General features: G+C 70.7%; 17 protein-coding genes. 14 read left to right on the forward strand and 3 right to left on the reverse strand.

Annotated features, from left to right (window positions below):
- The first annotated feature begins 26 nt into the window (after positions 1–26).
- From FB561_RS22155 to FB561_RS22175, 5 genes are all read left to right on the forward strand, one after another.
- Positions 27–467 carry an adenylyltransferase/cytidyltransferase family protein gene (locus FB561_RS22155; RefSeq protein ID WP_145809746.1) on the forward strand — a complete coding sequence of 147 codons (441 nt, stop codon included), beginning with the start codon at positions 27–29 and terminating at the stop codon, positions 465–467.
- The gene (locus tag FB561_RS22160; protein WP_145809748.1) at positions 464–1,222 is read left to right on the forward strand and encodes a CDP-alcohol phosphatidyltransferase family protein; all 759 of its coding nucleotides are present in this window, start codon (positions 464–466) and stop codon (positions 1,220–1,222) included. The genes FB561_RS22155 and FB561_RS22160 overlap by 4 nt, the downstream gene beginning before the upstream one ends.
- Complete coding sequence (locus tag FB561_RS22165; RefSeq protein ID WP_145809750.1) at positions 1,222–1,638, forward strand: FAD synthase family protein; 417 nt, start codon at positions 1,222–1,224, stop codon at positions 1,636–1,638. Before FB561_RS22160 ends, FB561_RS22165 begins: the two co-directional genes overlap by 1 nt.
- Positions 1,638–2,825, forward strand: coding sequence for a glycosyltransferase (locus FB561_RS22170; RefSeq protein WP_145809756.1), 1,188 nt, complete (start codon positions 1,638–1,640; stop codon positions 2,823–2,825). Before FB561_RS22165 ends, FB561_RS22170 begins: the two co-directional genes overlap by 1 nt.
- A 96-nt stretch (positions 2,826–2,921) precedes the next feature.
- A complete protein-coding gene (locus FB561_RS22175) occupies positions 2,922–3,497 on the forward strand; it encodes a dihydrofolate reductase family protein (protein WP_145809758.1) in 576 nt (191 codons plus the stop codon).
- Here the strand turns inward: FB561_RS22175 and FB561_RS22180 are convergent.
- The 3 genes from FB561_RS22180 to FB561_RS22190 all read right to left on the reverse strand — a co-directional run bounded on the left by FB561_RS22180 (position 3,479) and on the right by FB561_RS22190 (position 6,236).
- A complete protein-coding gene (locus tag FB561_RS22180; protein ID WP_202880699.1) occupies positions 3,479–4,189 on the reverse strand; it encodes a helix-turn-helix domain-containing protein in 711 nt (236 codons plus the stop codon). The genes FB561_RS22175 and FB561_RS22180 overlap by 19 nt on opposite strands.
- 118 nt (positions 4,190–4,307) lie before the next feature.
- Positions 4,308–5,489 (reverse strand): quinolinate synthase NadA, encoded by a 1,182-nt coding sequence (gene nadA / locus FB561_RS22185; protein ID WP_145809760.1) that lies wholly within the window; start codon positions 5,487–5,489, stop codon positions 4,308–4,310.
- A gap of 45 nt (positions 5,490–5,534) precedes the next feature.
- Entirely contained in the window at positions 5,535–6,236 is a 702-nt protein-coding gene (locus FB561_RS22190; protein WP_145809762.1) for an MBL fold metallo-hydrolase, read from the reverse strand.
- 77 nt (positions 6,237–6,313) lie between these two features.
- Between FB561_RS22190 and FB561_RS22195 the strand changes: the two genes are divergently transcribed.
- From FB561_RS22195 to FB561_RS22235, 9 genes are all read left to right on the forward strand, one after another.
- Entirely contained in the window at positions 6,314–7,531 is a 1,218-nt protein-coding gene (locus FB561_RS22195; protein ID WP_145809765.1) for an NAD(P)/FAD-dependent oxidoreductase, read from the forward strand.
- 24 nt (positions 7,532–7,555) lie between these two features.
- Positions 7,556–8,254 carry a nucleotidyltransferase family protein gene (locus FB561_RS22200; protein ID WP_145809766.1) on the forward strand — a complete coding sequence of 233 codons (699 nt, stop codon included), beginning with the start codon at positions 7,556–7,558 and terminating at the stop codon, positions 8,252–8,254.
- Positions 8,255–8,292: 38 nt separating this feature from the next.
- Positions 8,293–9,345 carry an AAA family ATPase gene (locus FB561_RS22205; protein WP_145809768.1) on the forward strand — a complete coding sequence of 351 codons (1,053 nt, stop codon included), beginning with the start codon at positions 8,293–8,295 and terminating at the stop codon, positions 9,343–9,345.
- Positions 9,346–9,351: 6 nt separating this feature from the next.
- Positions 9,352–10,482: a vWA domain-containing protein gene (locus FB561_RS22210; protein WP_145809769.1), complete on the forward strand. Its 1,131-nt coding sequence runs from the start codon at positions 9,352–9,354 to the stop codon at positions 10,480–10,482.
- Positions 10,475–11,698: an XdhC family protein gene (locus FB561_RS22215; protein ID WP_145809771.1), complete on the forward strand. Its 1,224-nt coding sequence runs from the start codon at positions 10,475–10,477 to the stop codon at positions 11,696–11,698. The genes FB561_RS22210 and FB561_RS22215 overlap by 8 nt, the downstream gene beginning before the upstream one ends.
- 69 nt (positions 11,699–11,767) lie before the next feature.
- Complete coding sequence (locus tag FB561_RS22220; RefSeq protein ID WP_145809773.1) at positions 11,768–12,235, forward strand: (2Fe-2S)-binding protein; 468 nt, start codon at positions 11,768–11,770, stop codon at positions 12,233–12,235.
- Positions 12,232–14,616: a xanthine dehydrogenase family protein molybdopterin-binding subunit gene (locus FB561_RS22225; protein WP_145809775.1), complete on the forward strand. Its 2,385-nt coding sequence runs from the start codon at positions 12,232–12,234 to the stop codon at positions 14,614–14,616. The genes FB561_RS22220 and FB561_RS22225 overlap by 4 nt, the downstream gene beginning before the upstream one ends.
- Complete coding sequence (locus FB561_RS22230) at positions 14,613–15,467, forward strand: FAD binding domain-containing protein (protein ID WP_145809777.1); 855 nt, start codon at positions 14,613–14,615, stop codon at positions 15,465–15,467. The genes FB561_RS22225 and FB561_RS22230 overlap by 4 nt, the downstream gene beginning before the upstream one ends.
- Positions 15,464–16,213 (forward strand): SRPBCC family protein, encoded by a 750-nt coding sequence (locus tag FB561_RS22235; protein WP_145809779.1) that lies wholly within the window; start codon positions 15,464–15,466, stop codon positions 16,211–16,213. Before FB561_RS22230 ends, FB561_RS22235 begins: the two co-directional genes overlap by 4 nt.
- The last annotated feature ends 14 nt before the right edge of the window (positions 16,214–16,227 follow it).

Here is a 16,227-nt window from a genome sequence, read left to right on the forward strand (position 1 = left end):
CGCGCGGACGAATCCACGGAGGGTCAGTGGGGGAGCACACGGTGCGGCAGCGGGTCGGGTATCTGGCCGGGGTCTTCGACCTGTTCCACGTCGGCCACCTCGACGTGCTCGAACGCGCGCGCGGGTTGTGCGACCGCCTGGTGGTCGGCGTCCTGTCCGACGACTGGGCCGTCCAGGCCTGGGGCACCCACCCGTTCGTACCACTGGTCGAGCGGGCCCAGATCGTCGAACAGCTGCGGTGCGTCGACGAGGTCGTCGTGGTCGACGAGATCGAGGCGGCCTGGCTCGCCGACCTGGCCGCCGCCACAGTCTTCGCCGTCGAGGGGACGGACGGCGTACTCGGCCCGGACGAGCTGCACGGAGTACCCACCGAGCTGATCAGTACCTTGCCGGCCGGACGCGAGTCCCGCAGTCAGATCCTGCGTGCCGCGATCGACCAGCGGCAGTCCCGCAGCTCCGTCGCATGAGCGGCCGTTCCTTCGGCGCGGTCGTCGCGCAACTCGCGCAGGCGCAGAAGCCGTCGGCCGGGACCCCGGCGTACTCGCGGTTCCTCAACCGGCGCCTCGGACGGTACCTGGCCGCGGGCGCGTTCCTGCTCGGCCGGACCCCGAACCAGGTCAGCCTGGCCAGCGGATTCTGCTCGCTGGTGGGGATCGGGCTGATCGCGTTGACCGAGCCGAGCGTGCCGTTGGCGATCGGGGTCACGCTGCTGCTGGTCCTCGGCTACGCACTCGACTCCGCCGACGGGCAGCTGGCCCGGCTCCGCGGTGGCGGGTCGCCGTTGGGCGAGTGGCTGGACCACATGATCGACTGCGTGAAGATCTGCCTGCTGCACAGCGCGGTACTGATCTCGTTCTTCCGGTTCGATGCTTTCAGCAACGATGTGGTGCTGCTGGTCCCGTTGGCGTACCTGTGCGTGTCGGCGGTGATGTTCTTCGGGTTGATCCTGATCGACCAGCTCCGCCGCCGGCACGGTGGGGTGACCGCGAACGTCCGCGGCGACTCGATCGTGAAGTCGTTGCTGATAGCACCGACCGACTACGGCATCCTGTGCCTGGTGTTCCTCGCGTTCGGGTGGCCGACGGCGTTCGTCCTCCTGTACGGGCTGTTGCTGGCGGCGAACCTGCTGTTCCTCCTGGCCGCGATCGCCAAGTGGTACCGGGAGATGGCCGCACTGCGGCCGGCCGCGCAGGTCCCGTCTTCGCCCGGGACGGCCGGCTGATGGGCGTCGTCGGTTACGCGCCCGGCGTGTACGACATGTTCCACATCGGTCATCTCAACATCCTGCGGCGCGCCCGCGAACACTGCGACCACCTGATCGCCGGGGTGGTCGAGGACGACGTCGTGACCCGGATCAAGGGCCGGCCGCCGGTGGTGCCGCAGGACGAGCGGATGGAGGTCGTCAGCGCGATCGGGATCGTCGACGAGGTGGTCTCGGACTGGTCCAGCGACAAGTTCGAGCTGTGGAAGCAACTGCGGTACGACGTGCTGTTCAAGGGCGACGACTGGAAAGGGACCGAGAAGGGTCTCCGGCTGGAGAAGCTGCTCGGCGAGGTCGGCGCCCGCGTGCACTACTTCCCGTACACGGCCTCCACCTCCAGTACCGATCTGCGCCGGCTGCTGGAGGGCACCCTCTGATGGCGGGCCGGCCGAAGGTCCTGCTCAGCGCGTACGCGTGTCGGCCGCAAGGTGGATCCGAGCCGGGCGCCGGGTGGGCCTGGGCGAAGGCGGCCGCGCGGGACCACGACGTGTGGCTGCTGACCCGGGGCAAGTTCGCGCACGAGATCGCCGACGAGCTGGCGCAGCGCCCGATCCCGTCGCTGACCGTGGTCCCGCTGGAACTGCCGAAGTGGTTGCTCAACCTCCGACGCCGCCACGCCGACGTGTACTGGTACTACCCGCTCTGGCAGCGCCTGGCCGGCCGGACGGCGGCGCGGTTGCACGCGGAGCAGAAGTTCGACGTGATCCACCACCTGACGTTCGCGACGGACTGGATGCCGGCGGGGGTGGTGCAGCCGTCGACGGCGAAGGTGATCTGGGGCCCGGTCGGCGGCTCGACCGCGGTCCCGTTGTCGATGGCGCACTGGCTCGGCGGTCGAGGGGTTGCGGGCGAGCTGGTCCGGCGGGTGTGGACCGGGTTCACGCGCAAGGTGGTCGGGCGCCGGCTGGCCCAGTCCGCCGACCTGGTCGTTGCCCAGAACAAGGATGTGGCCGAGGTCTTCGGCCGGTACGCCCGCGAGATCACGGTCCAGCCCAACGTCGCGATCCGGCGTTTCGCGAGCGCGTCCGGGCCGTACGAGCCGTACTCGCACGGGGTACGGACGGCATTGTTCGTCGGACGGCTGATCCCGTGGAAGGGCGTGGCGCTGGCGATCAGCGCGTTGGCGCGCCCGGAGGCGGACGGGTGGGAGCTGCGGGTGGTCGGTGACGGACCCGAGTGGGGTCGCGCCGAGCGGCTGGCCGAGAGTCTGGGCGTCCGGGATCGCGTGGAGTTCGCGGGCGCGCTGCCGCGGGAGCAAGTGCTGGCGGCGATGCTCCGAGCCGACGCCCTGCTGGCACCGGCGATGCGAGAGGCAGCCGGCTGGGCGGTCACCGAGGCGCTGGCGTCGGGCTGCCCGGTGGTGTGCCTCGATCGCGGCGGCCCCTCGGTCATCGTCGGCCCGGACGAAGGCGCGGTCGTCGGCTGGCGAGGCGACGTGGTCGGCGAACTCGCCAAAGCCCTGCGCTCCCTCGAAGGCCGCATCACCCCGGTCGACCGCTGGGGCCCGGACCGCCTGCCCGACATCCTCGCCCAGTGGTACGGCTGCACCGAGGTACCGCGCTGACTGTCACCGCCGTGTCGGTTTCATCCAAGACAGCGGCGATGGTCGCTCCTAAGCTGGCCGCAGGCCGAAACGCGGCCCATGATCAGGAGGGCACCAATGACACGCCAACTCGTCTACACGGGCTTCATCTCGCTGGACGGTGTGGTGGACTCGCCGGGCAGCGAGGCCGAGGGACACCGCAGCGGCGGCTGGGTGGTGGACACCGAGCTCGTGCCCGAGGCATTCGCCCTCAAAGGTGAGGAACTCGCCGATACGACCGCACTGATGTTCGGCCGCCGCAGCTACGAGGCCTTCGCTCCGATCTGGCGCGATTCGGAGGATCACGTCGACTACAGGGATCTGCCGAAGTACGTCGTCTCGGCCGGACTGAGCGAGGACGCGCTGATCGACGGATGGGGCCCGATCACGATCCTGCGCAGCACGGACGACGTCGCGAAGCTGAAGGAGTCCGAAGGCGGCGCCATCTACATCCATGGCAGCGCCGAGCTGGCCCGGAACCTCTCGGACGCCGCCCTGATCGACCGGTACAACCTGCTCGTGTTCCCGGTGCTGCTGGGTGCCGGCAAACACCTGTTCAGCCGCGCGGACCGTGCCAAGCAGACCCTCGAGTTGCGGGACTCGGCCACCTACTCCAACGGCGTGACCAAGCTCGTCTACGACGTCGTGCGCTGACCGGGAGCGAGCGCGATCGGGCCGCCGGTCCCGGCCCGTAGCTGCTGGGCGGTGCGGCCGATGTACCGGCGCAGCGCCCGGGCCAGATGGGGTTCGTCGTAGTACCCGAGCTTCGCGGTGACGTCGCCGGCCGTCTCTCCAGAGATCAGCAGCTGCGCGGCGGTCCGCGCACGTCCGATCTGCCGGACTGCGCCCTGGGTGAGTCCCGTTGCTGCGCGGAAACGACGCTCGAGTGTCCGCTCGGTCACCTCAGGGGCCGTCCCGCGCAGCGTCGTCGACACCAGGGGGTCGCCGGCCACTGCCCCCTCTCGGACGAGCCGGTCCACCCATGCCTCCGCATCGTCGGGGCGCGGGATCTCACGGTGGGCACCGTCGAGCCAGAAGGTCCTGCCGGTCACGTCGGGCAGCACCACTCCACCGTCGACCAGTGACCTGAGCGCCACCGCCCGCAGCGACGTCCCGACCGCGAACTGGAGACCGACGAAGTCGGCCTCTTCAGGCACCGGCGCCGTACTCGTGCGGCGCTCCGGTCCGGTGATCGCCGCGTACCGTTGCCCTTGTCTCTGCCAGAACACCAGTCCCCAGGTCTCCGACGCGACCGAGGTCATCTCCGAGACCTGCTCGCTGCGGCAGGTCCAGACGGACTCGAGCCACGGCGAGTCGGACGCGCGCGTCTCGAGAATCAACCCCACGGTCCTGATCGTAGTGGCCCGCGTCGAAAGCTCTGTTGCACCACCGCGCCCCGCGACCTGGGCCGGACCACGGCCCTGGAACTCGTCAGCGCCCACTGCGGACGACGGCTGTAGCCGGTCAGTCGCGGGCGGTTTTGCCGGGGAGGGCGAGCATGCGGTCGAGGGCGAGCTTGGCGTAGTGCTCGGTTTCGCGGTCGACCTTGATCGGGTTGACGACAGTGCCGGCGACGAGGTTCTCCAGGGCCCAGACGAAGTGGGGGAGGTCGATGCGGTTCATCGTCGCGCAGTAGCAGACCGCCTTGTCCAGGAAGACGATGTTCTTGTCCGGGTGCTGCTTCGCGAGCCGCTGGACCAGGTTGAGCTCGGTGCCGACGGCCCAGGAGGTGCCGGGTTCGGCTTCGTCGAGGACCTTGATGATGTACTCCGTGGAGCCCACCAGGTCGGCCTTGGTGACGACCTCGTGCCGGCACTCGGGGTGGACCAGGACGTTGACGCCGGGGACGCGGGCGCGGACGTCGTCGACGGACTCGGCGGTGAAGCGGCCGTGGACCGAGCAGTGGCCGCGCCAGAGGATCATCTTGGCCGCCGCGAGCTGGTCGGCGGTGAGGCCGCCGCCCGGCTTGTGCGGGTCGTAGACGACGCACTCGTCGAGGCTGATGCCCATCTTCTGGACGGCGGTGTTGCGGCCGAGGTGCTGGTCGGGGAGGAAGAGCACCTTCTCGCCCTGCTGGAACGCCCAGTCCAGGGCGACGTCGGCGTTGCTCGACGTACAGACGGCACCACCGTTGCGGCCGCAGAACGCCTTGATGTCGGCGCTGGAGTTCATGTACGTCACCGGGACCGTCACGTCGGCGACACCCGCGTCGGCGAGCGCGTCCCAGGCGGCCTCGACCTGCTGGATCCGGGCCATGTCGGCCATCGAGCACCCGGCGGCCAGGTCCGGCAGGATCACGGTCTGGTCGTCGTTGGTGAGGATGTCGGCGGACTCGGCCATGAAGTGCACACCGCAGAAGACGATGTACGGCGCGTCCGGCCGGGCCGCGGCGTCGCGGGCGAGCTTGAACGAGTCACCGGTGACGTCGGCGAACTGGATCACCTCGTCGCGCTGGTAGTGGTGCCCGAGCACGAACACCTTGTCGCCGAGCGCCTCCTTCGCCTTCCGGGCCCGCTCGACCAGGTCCGGGTCGGAGGCCGGTGGCAACGCGCCGGGGCACTCCACGCCGCGCTCCGAGTGCGGGTCGGTGTCCTTGCCCAGGAACAGCAGGGGGAGGGACTTCGGGCCGTCTGCGATCGTCGTCACGTCAATATCCTCGCACGATGATCAGCGCACCTCGCGTGGTCCGCGTCACTGCTCAGGATGCGAAACCAGGGCCAGTTCGCGGAGCCGTTTCGTCCCGTGGGTGAGGACCGGATCGCCGTGGCCGAAGCCGAGGAGTTCGGTGTCGAGTCCGGCCAGCCGGCTCAGCGAATGCGCGGCCGCGGTGAGGTCCTGGTTGAACACACCGAGGATCACGTCGCCGCCGTGTTCCGCGACCGCGTCACCGGTGAGGAGTACGCCGTGTTGCGGTAGGTGGACCGCGATACTGCCCGCGGTGTGACCGGGGATCCAGACGACCTGGGCGCCGCCGCCGAAGTCGAGGACGTCGCCGTCGCCGAGTTCGCGGTCCACCTGGATCGGCGGGGCCGCGAGGTGCCCGTCGACCTGGGCGTACAGCGGCCGCTCCCAGTCCCGCAGTACCGGCGGTGGTACCGGGAGCAGGCCCTCGACCAGCGGAGCGTCGGCGTGGTGGGCGAGGAGGTCCGCGTCGCTCCAGGTCCGGATCTCGGCGGCCGAGCCGGCGTGGTCACCGTGTGCGTGGGTGAGGACGATCCGGGTGAGTTCCTCCGGGCGACGGCCGAGGTCCTGGATCGCGAGCCGGATCGCGTCGCCCACGCCGATCGGGCCGGTGTCGATCAGGGTGAGCTGGTCGCGGTCCTGCCAGAGGTACGCCTGGCCGACGGCGAATAGGAGCAGGTGCAGGCGCGGCGTGAGTTCGACGAGCTCCATATTGTCGACAATAGGCGGCGACAGGCCGGGGACCGAGGAGATCTGCTCCGGGCAGACGGCTGTGCCAGCATCGAGGCATGGCTGATGTGATCGTGGTCGGAGCCGGACTCGCAGGACTGAACTGCGCGCTCACGCTGCAGGACCGAGGGCTTTCGGTCACCGTGCTGGAGGCCGGTGACGCGGTCGGTGGGCGGGTCCGGACGGACGTGATCGACGGGTACCGCTGCGATCGCGGGTTCCAGCTGCTCAACCCGTCGTACCCGGCGGTCCGGAGGTACGTCGACCTGCCCGCCCTGGATCTGCGATCCTTCGCGGCCGGAGTCGCGGTGGCGGGTGACGCCGGTACGACGGTGGTCGGCGATCCGCGTCGGCAGCCGGGGTTGATCGGTCGCTCGCTGCTGAGCGGGTTCGCCCGGCCGTTGGAGCTGACCCGGTTGGCGGCCTGGGCGGCGCCCGCGCTCGGTCCGGTGTCGCGGTTGCTCGACGGGCCGGACATGACGTTGAAGGAGTCGCTCGACGAGGCAGGCGTGGACGGGCGGATCCGGCGGGAGATCCTCGAACCGTTCCTGGCGGGCGTGCTCGCTTCGGACGACGGGAGCACGTCGGCGAAGTTTGTGCGACTGCTCGTGCGGAGCTTCCTGCTCGGGACTCCGGCGGTGCCGGCTGACGGGATGGCGGCACTGCCTGAGCAGTTGGCGGGGCGGCTGCGGGAACCGGTTCGGTTGGGGGAGACGGTGACCGCGATCGAGTCGGGGCCGAAGGTGCGGACGACGGCGGGCGAGGAGCCAGCGCGGGCGGTGGTGGTGGCGACGGATCCGACGACCGCGGGCGCGGTGGTCCGGGTGCGGGCGCCTCGGATGAAGGGGCTGCGTACGTACTGGTTCGCCGCGGACGATGCGCCGCGGACCGACAATCTGCTGGTGGTCGACGGTCGCCGGGACGGGCCCGTGGTGAACACGGCGGTGATGACGACCGCGGCGCCGTCGTACGCACCGGCGGGCCGGCAGCTGATCCAGGCGACGACGCTCTATCCGACGGAGGCGACGGAGAGCGAGGTACGGATCCAGCTGACGCGGATGTATGGGCGGTCGGCGGGGGCGTGGGAGGTCGTCGTACGGCATGACATCGCGGAGGCGCTGCCGGATCAGCTCCCTCCGCTCGAGGCGCGGCAGCCGGTGGATCTGGGCGACGGTCTGTACGTGGCGGGCGACCACCGGGATACCGCGTCGATCCAGGGAGCGCTGGTCTCGGGACGGCGCGCGGCGAACACGGTCGCTGCCGCGCTGGCTGGTTGATGGATCGGTGAGTGCCCGCGTGGGATGGGGGCGGATGTGGGGAAGGGATCCAGGGCGGTAGCTGGGCTGGTACTCGCCGCAGGTGCTGGTCGGCGGATGGGTGGGCCGAAGGCGCTGGTGCGGGATGCGGACGGGGTCGCGTGGGTTGTTCGTACAGTTCGCGCGGTGCTCGGGGGCGGCTGTACGCCGGTGCTGGTGGTCGTCGGCGCGGAGGCTGACCGAGTCCGGCACGAACTGTTCGGGGAACCGGTCGAGATCGTCACAGCCGAGAACTGGGCTGAGGGCATGGGAGCCTCGCTCCGCGTCGGCCTGGAAGCGCTGGAGGTCTACGGTCGGCGACGCGCGGGGTCCGTCGACCCGGAGGCGTGGCCCAACCCAGACGGCGAGGAGCCTCGGTCGGTGTCCGAGATCGCTGCCGTCCTGGTTGTACCGGTCGACATGCCGAGCCTGACCGCCGAGGTTGTCCACCGAATCCGAGCCGCGACAGATGCTCCGGAGCCGGCGGCTGTTCTGGTTCGGGCGGTTTATGGCGGGGTGGTGGGGCATCCGGTGGTTCTGGGGCGGGGGCATTGGGGTGGGGTGGTTGCTTCGGCTGGTGGTGATTCGGGGGCTCGGGAGTACTTACGGGGGCGGGCTGTGGTCGAGGTCGAGTGTGGGGACCTTGTCGACGGTCGGGATGTCGACAATCCTCGCGAGTTGCCGCCGGGGCATCGGGTGCGGTGATTCTTCACATTCGGGGTGGGCGGGGTGATCCTGAGCAGATGAACGTCGTCGGCGGCGCTGAGGAGCTGGCCGAGCGGCTGCGCGGCACCGGGTACCTCGCCGACGGTGGATTGGCCACCGTCGGTTACCTTGCGCTCGCTCTCGATCGCCCGCTCCTGCTGGAAGGCGAGCCGGGGACCGGGAAGACGGCCCTCGCGGCTGCCCTCGCGGAGGCGCTGGAGCTGCCGCTGATCCGGTTGCAGTGTTACGAGGGGATCGACGCGACTCAGGCGCTGTACGACTGGGACTTCCCGCGCCAGATCCTGCACCTGCGCACCATCGAGGCAACCAGCCGTGGAACGGTTGTCGATCGTCGACAATCCGAAAGCTCACCGGACGCACCCGACGACGGCTCGCAGGATGTGCGGGGGCGGGATGGTGACGGCTCGGGGCGTGGGTCGAGTCGGGATGGTGACGGCTCGGGTGGCCGGCCGAGTCGGGGTGGGGACGGCTTCCGGGAGGGGCGGGGGCGGCGGGACGAGGTCGAGGAGATCGAGAGGTCCTTGTTCGACGAGCGGTTCTTGTTGGCGCGGCCGGTGCTGCGGGCTTTGCGGGAGAGTCCCGCGGTGCTTCTGGTGGACGAGATCGACCGGGCGGACGACGAGTTCGAGGCGTTCCTGCTGGAGGTTCTGTCGACGCACGAGGTGACGATTCCGGAGTTCGGGACGATCACCGCGGCCGTACCGCCGATCGTCGTGCTCACCTCGAACCGGACCCGCGAGGTGCACGACGCGCTCAAACGCCGGTGCCTGTACCACTGGATCGACCACCCCGGCCTGGAACGCGAGGTCGAGATCGTCCGTACCCGCCTACCCGGTGTGTCGCGTCGGTTGGCCGAACAGGTCGCGCTGTCGGTCCATCGGATGCGCGAGCTCGATCTGCTGAAGCCGCCCGGGGTCGCGGAGACGCTGGACTGGGCGCGTGCGATCGAGGCGCTCGGGACCGACACCCTCGACATCCAAGCCGCCGCCGCGACGCTGGGCGCGGTACTCAAATATCGCGAGGACACCGACCGGGTCCGCGAATCCCTGGACCGACTCCTGGCGAGCTGATCCAAAATGACCCGGGGGAAGGACGATCGACCAGACGGCGCGGAGTTGTCGGCAGACCTCGTGCTGACCGGATTCGCCGCTGCCCTGAGGTCGGCCGGCTTGGCAGTGACCGCCGACCGCGTGCACGTCTTCCTCCGCGCCGTGGCTGCTCTGGATGCCGGGCTCACGGCTGACGTGTACTGGGCCGGACGGGCCGTGCTCTGTTCCGGGCCGGACGACACGGCGCGGTACGACGAGGTGTTCGACGCCTGGTTCTCGGGCGAGCGGCCCCGCCGGGTGGTCCGGACGATGAACCTCGCGCCGGCGAAGGCCCAGGCCACCCTCGACGTCAACCCAGGCGGCACGAATGACGAGGGCCGGTCTCTGGCGATGTCGGCCAGCCCGACCGAAATACTGCGTCACCGCGACATCGCCGAGTTGTCCGAAGCCGACCGAGCCACCCTCGCCCGCCAGTTCGCCACCCTGAAACCACGCGCCCCGACACGACGCAGCCCGCGCCGGCGCCCCTCGTCCTCGGGCGAGATCGACCCGCGCCGTACGCTCCGGGCCCAGCTCCAGCAGGTCGGGGAACCAGCGCGCGTCCTCTATCGCCGACGAGGGACCCGGCCGCGGCGTGTGGTGTTCCTGATCGACGTCTCCGGGTCGATGCGGCCGTACGCGGACAGCCTGATCCGGTTGGCGCACACGATGGTCCGGGTGGCTCCGCGCCAGGTCGAGGTCTTCACCGTCGGGACCCGGCTCACCCGGATCACGTCCGCACTCAGGCATCGCGACGCGGAGTACGCCCTGCGCAAGGCGGGTGAGGTCGTCCCGGACTGGTCGGGTGGCACCCGGCTCGGTGAAGTGCTCAAGGTGTTCCTGGATCGGTGGGGTCAGCGGGGTACGGCGCGGCGTGCGGTGGTCGTGGTCTGCAGCGACGGGTGGGAACGCGGGGACGCCGCGTTGCTCGGGGCGCAGCTGCGGCGGCTCGCGCGGCTGGCGCATCGGGTGGTGTGGCTGAACCCGCATCGCGGCAAGCCCGGGTACCTGCCCGTTCAGGCCGGGATCGTGGCCGTGCTGCCGTCGGTGGACGACCTGATCGCGGGGCACAGTCTGGCGAGCTTCGCGGAGTTGTTGGGGGTGGTGGCGGATGCGTGACGTGCTGACGCAGCTGGTGAAGTGGTGGGGCGAGGGTGAATCGGTTGCCGTGGGCACCGTTGTTGCGACGTTCGAGTCGGCACCGCGGCCACCGGGCGCGGTGATGCTGGTCGGCCCGGACGGGGAGGCCGTCGGCAGCGTCTCGGGTGGATGTGTCGAAGGCGCCGTGTATCAGTTGGGCGAGGACGTTCTCGACAGCGGGACCGCGGTGCTGGAGCGGTACGGCGTGAGCGACGAGTCCGCGTTCGCGGTCGGCCTCACCTGCGGCGGCATCCTGGACGTGTTCGTCGAGCGGGTCGACCGGACCTCCTACCCCGAGCTCGGCGAGGTCGCGGCCGACATCACCGCGGGCCGCCCCGTCGCCGTCGCCACGGTCGTCGCGCATCCCGATCCCACCCGCGTCGGCCGCCGGATGATCGTCCGCCCGGTGGCGACCCCCGACCGGGCTGCGACCACCGACCGGGCTGCGACCAGCGAGAAGCCGGCGACGACCGACGAGGCGGCAACCATCGACCGGGCTGCAACCATCGACCAGGCGGCGACGGCCGGGAGCCTGGGATCGGAGCGGGCCGACGACGCGGTCGCCGACGACGCCCGCGGACTGCTCGCGGCCGGCCGGACCGAGACGCTGGAGTACGGCCCGGACGGGCAGCGGCGAGGTGAGGGGATGCGGGTGTTCGTGTCCTCGTTCGCGCCGGTACCGCGGTTGCTGGTGTTCGGCGCGATCGACTTCGCGGCGGCGGTCGCGCGGGTCGGTTCGTTCCTCGGATATCGCGTCACGGTGTGCGACGCGCGGGGCGTGTTCGCGACGGCTTCGCGGTTCCTGTCGGCCGACGAGGTGGTGGTCGACTGGCCGCATCGGTACCTGGCCGGCGAGGTCGCGGCCGGCCGGATCGACGCCCGCACCGTGATCTGCGTCCTCACCCACGACCCGAAGTTCGACGTCCCGCTGCTCGAGGTGGCGTTGCGGCTGCCGGAGGTCGCGTACGTCGGGGCGATGGGGTCGCGGCGGACGCACGACGACCGGCTCAAACGCCTGCGCGAGGCCGGGCTGACGGACGCCGAGCTGGCCAGGCTGGCGAGCCCGATCGGCCTGGACCTGGGGGCGCGGACGCCGGAGGAGACGGCGGTCAGCATCGCCGCCGAGATCATCGCGCTGCGCTGGGGCGGCGCAGGCGACCGGCTCTCGCACCAGGCGGGCCCGATCCACCACTGAGTCTTGTGATGCACGTCACGGCTGGCGCACGATCGGAGACACGGAACCGACAGTTCTGGAGGGGCGGGGATGAGCCGGATCAGCATGAAGGTGGACGGAAACAGCTACGTGGACGAGGTCGAGCCACGGATGCTCCTGGTGCAGTACCTGCGGGAACTGGTCGGCAAGACCGGCACCGTGGTCGGCTGCGACACCGGCAACTGCGGCGCCTGCACGGTGCACCTGGACGGGCGGAGCGTGAAGTCCTGCTCGCTGCTCGCGGTCCAGGCCGACGGCCACGAGGTGACCACGATCGAGGGTCTCGGGACGAACGGCGAGCTGCACCCGATGCAGCAGGCGTTCCACGAGAACCACGGCCTGCAGTGCGGGTACTGCACGCCCGGCATGATCATGCAGTCGATCGACCTGCTGGCCGAGAACCCCGACCCCAGCGACGACGAGATCCGGCTGGGACTGGAGGGCAACCTCTGCCGCTGCACGGGGTACCAGAACATCGTCCGCGCTGTCCGGGCGGCGGCCGCGGGAGATGACCGATGACCGCGACCCAGGATCGTCCGCGGACCGAGGTCGGTACGCCGCGCCGGCGCAAGGAGGACGCCCGGCTGATCACCGGCCGGACCAAGTGGACCGACAACGTCGTCCTCCCCGGGCTGCTGCACCTGGCGATGGTGCGCAGCCCGCTCGCACACGCGAAGATCGTTGCTGTTGACACCGAAGCGGCCCGGTCGGCACCCGGCGTCCAGGCGGTACTGACCGGCGCGGACCTGGCTGACGAGCAGGGCGCGATGCCGTTCGCGTGGACGGCGACGCCCGAGCAGAAGCAGCCCACGCATCCCGCGATGGCGGTGGACCGGGTCGCGTTCGCGGGGGAGGTCGTCGCGATGGTGGTCGCCCGGACCGCGGCCGAGGCGATCGACGCGGCCGAGCTGGTGGACGTGGACTACGAGGAACTGCCGGCCGCGCTCGACCTGAAGGCGGCGGCCGCGGACGAGGTGCTGGCGCATCCCGACCTTGGGTCGAACGTGTCCGCGGTGTTCCGGTACGACTCGGCCGAGAGCGGTTCGGGCGGTGACGTCGACGCCGCGATCGAGGCGGCGCGGACCGACGGGATCGTGATCGAACGCGAGTTCCGGCAGCAGCGGCTGATCCCGTCGTTCATGGAGCCGCGCTCGATCGTGGCCGACCCGACCGGCGAGCAGCTGACGGTCTGGTCCTCGACCCAGGTCCCGCACTTCGTCCGGGTGTTCCTCGCTCTCGTGCTCGGGATCCCGGAGCAGAAGATCCGGGTGATCGCGCCGGACGTGGGCGGCGGCTTCGGCGGCAAACTGCAGTTCATCCCCGAGGAGGTGCTGACCGTCGCCGCGGCCCGGCGGCTGGGCAAGCCGTGCAAGTACTCCGAGACCCGGTCCGAGTCGTTGTCCGCGGCCCACCACGGGCGCGACCAGTGGCAGAAGGTCACCCTGGCGGCCGATAGGGACGGGACCGTCCGGGCGCTGAAGGTGGACCTGCTCGCCAACATGGGTGCGTACCTCGGCCTGGTCACGGCGGGCGTCCCGATCCTCGGCGCGTTCATGTACAACGGCATCTACAAGTTCGGCGCGTACCGCTTCACCTGTACCAACGTCTTCACCAACCTGACCTGGACCGACGCGTACCGCGGCGCCGGGCGGCCGGAGGCGACGTTCGTGGTCGAGCGGGCGATGGACGAGCTCGCCGCCGTCGTCGGCGTGGACCCGCTGGAGATCCGGGAGCGCAACTGGATCAAGCACGAGGAGTTCCCGTTCGCCACGGTCGCCGGGTTGCAGTACGACTCCGGCAACTACGAGGCCGCGACCGCGAAGGCGAAGGAGCTGTTCGGGTACGACGCGTTGCGCGCCGAGCAGGCCGAACGACGGGCCGCCGGAGATCCCGTCCAGCTCGGGATCGGCGTCTCGACGTACACCGAGATGTGTGGGCTGGCCCCGTCGCGCTGGCTCGGCTCGATGGGGTACGTCGGTGGCGGCTGGGAGCACGCGTCGGTCCGGATGCTGCCGACCGGCAAGGTCGAGGTGATCACCGGGACGAGTCCGCACGGCCAGGGCCACGAAACCGCGTGGAGTCAGCTGGTCGCGGATCGGCTCGGGGTCGCGTTCGAGGACGTCGAGGTCCTGCACGGTGACACCCAGGTCGCCGCGCGCGGCCTGGACACGTACGGATCGCGCTCGCTCACCGTCGGCGGGATGGCGGTGCTCGCGGCCGCGGACCGGGTGATCGAGAAGGCCAAGCCGGTCGCGGCCCAGTTGCTCGAGGCCAACGTCGACGACCTCGAGTACGCGGGCGGCCGGTTCGGGGTCCGCGGGACCGAGGCCGGGATGACGCTCGGCGAACTCGCCTTCGCCGTCTTCCAGGGCCACAAGCTGGGCGGCGCCGGCGAGGGCTCGCTGGACGCCGAGGCGACCCACGAACCGGACGACTTCTCGTTCCCCCATGGGACCCACCTGTGCGCGATCGAGGTCGACACCGAGACAGGTGGGACAAGGATCCGCTCGTACGTGTGCGTCGACGACGTCGGTGTCGCGGTGAACCCGTTGATCGTCGAAGGACAGGTGCACGGCGGCGTCGCGCAAGGGATCGCGCAGGCCCTGTACGAGGAGGCGGTGCACGACGAATCCGGGACGTTGCTCACCGGCACCTTCGTGGACTACCTGGTCCCGTCGGCGGCCGATCTGCCCACGATCGAGTCGTCGCGGACCGAGACGCCAGCGACCACGAATCCGCTCGGCGTGAAGGGTGTCGGTGAGGCCGGCACGATCGCCTCGACCCCGGCCGTGGTGAACGCCGTCCTCGACGCGGTCCGGCATCTCGGCGTGACCGACGTGCCGATGCCGTGCACGCCGTACCGGGTCTGGAAGGCCTTGCAGGAAGGAGCTTCGTCATGATCCCCGCATCCTTCGACTACTTCGCGCCGACGTCGGTGGACGAGGCGGTACGGTTGCTCGCCGAGCACCCCGACGCCAAGGTCCTCGCCGGCGGTCAGAGCCTGATGCCCGTTCTCCGGATGCGGCTGGCCGCGCCGGAAACGATCGTCGACGTCGGCAAGATCGCGGAGCTCCGTGGCGTCCGGGACGACGGTGACGCCTTGGTGATCGGGGCAACGACCCCGCACAGTGCGGTCCAGGCGGACCCGCTGGTCGCCGAGCACGCCCGGCTGATTTCGTTGGCCACGGCAACCATCGGGGATCCCCAGGTACGGCATCTCGGGACCTTCGGCGGTTCGCTGGCACACGCGGACCCGGCCGGCGATCTGCCCGCGGTCGCGGTGGCGCTGGACCTGTCGTTCGTGATCGCCGGGGGAGGAGGCCGGCGGACGGTCCCGGCGGCCGAGTTCTTCGAGGGCGTGTTCACGACCGCGGTCGGCGAGGACGAGGTCCTCGTGGAGGTCCGTGTCCCGAAGTACACCGGCTGGGGTGCGTGCTACGAGAAGTTCACCCGGGTCGCCCAGCAGTGGTCGATCGTCGCGGTCGCGGCAGCGGTCCGGCTGGACGGCACCACGATCGCGGAGGCGCGCGTCGGCCTGACGAACATGGGGTCGGTACCGGTCCGGGCGCGCGGCGTCGAGGAGGTACTGATCGGGGGACCGGCGACCGTCGAGGCGATCCGCGCGGCCGCGAGTCACGCGGCGGAGGGGACGTCACCGCCCACCGACCTCAACGGCGACGCGGAGTACCGGCGGCATCTCGCCTCGGTGCTCACCCGGCGGGCCGTCCTGGCGGCAGCGGGTACGGGATGAAGCTCGAGCACAGCTTCTCGGTCCCGGCTCCGGTCGACGCGACCTGGGCCGCGTTCAACGAGCTCGAACGCGTCGTGCCGTGCTTCCCGGGCGCGACGCTGACCTCGTACGACGGGGAGGGGTTCGCCGGGTCGGTCAAGGTGAAGGTCGGCCCGGTCGCCCTGCAGTACGCGGGGAACGGGACCTTCGTGGACCGTGATCCGGCGAACCACCGCGCCGTGGTCGAGGCCAAGGGCAAGGATCGCCGGGGCAACGGGACCGCGACGGCCCGGGTGACCGCGCGGCTGGCGCCCGAGGGGGCGAGCGGGACCGCGGTGTCGGTGGAGACCGAGCTGACGGTGACCGGGCGGCCGGCCCAGTTCGGGCGCGGGCTGATGCAGGAGATCTCGGACAAGTTGCTGGACCAGTTCGTCGCCTGCCTGGCCGAGCGGCTGGGCGGACCGGCCACCGAGAAGGCCGAGCGGACCGCCGGGGTCTCGCCGGACGCGCCCCAGCAGACCGCGTTCGCTCCGTCGGCGACGACCGCCGGATCCGCCCGGCGAACCTCGGTGACCTCGCAGCGAGCCGAGTCCGACTGGCCGCATCCGAACGGCGAGGTGTCCGAGGAACCGGCGCCGGCGCCCGACGTCGAGCTCGATCTGGGGGCCGCAGTCGTCCCGGTCCTCGCTCGCCGGATCGCGCCGTACCTGATCGGGGCGGCGGTCGCGTTGATCCTGCGGCGCTTCTTCGTCAGAAAGGCCGGTTGAAGAACAGGGCGGGC

Source organism: Kribbella amoyensis (assembly GCF_007828865.1).
GTDB classification, from domain to species: domain Bacteria; phylum Actinomycetota; class Actinomycetes; order Propionibacteriales; family Kribbellaceae; genus Kribbella; species Kribbella amoyensis.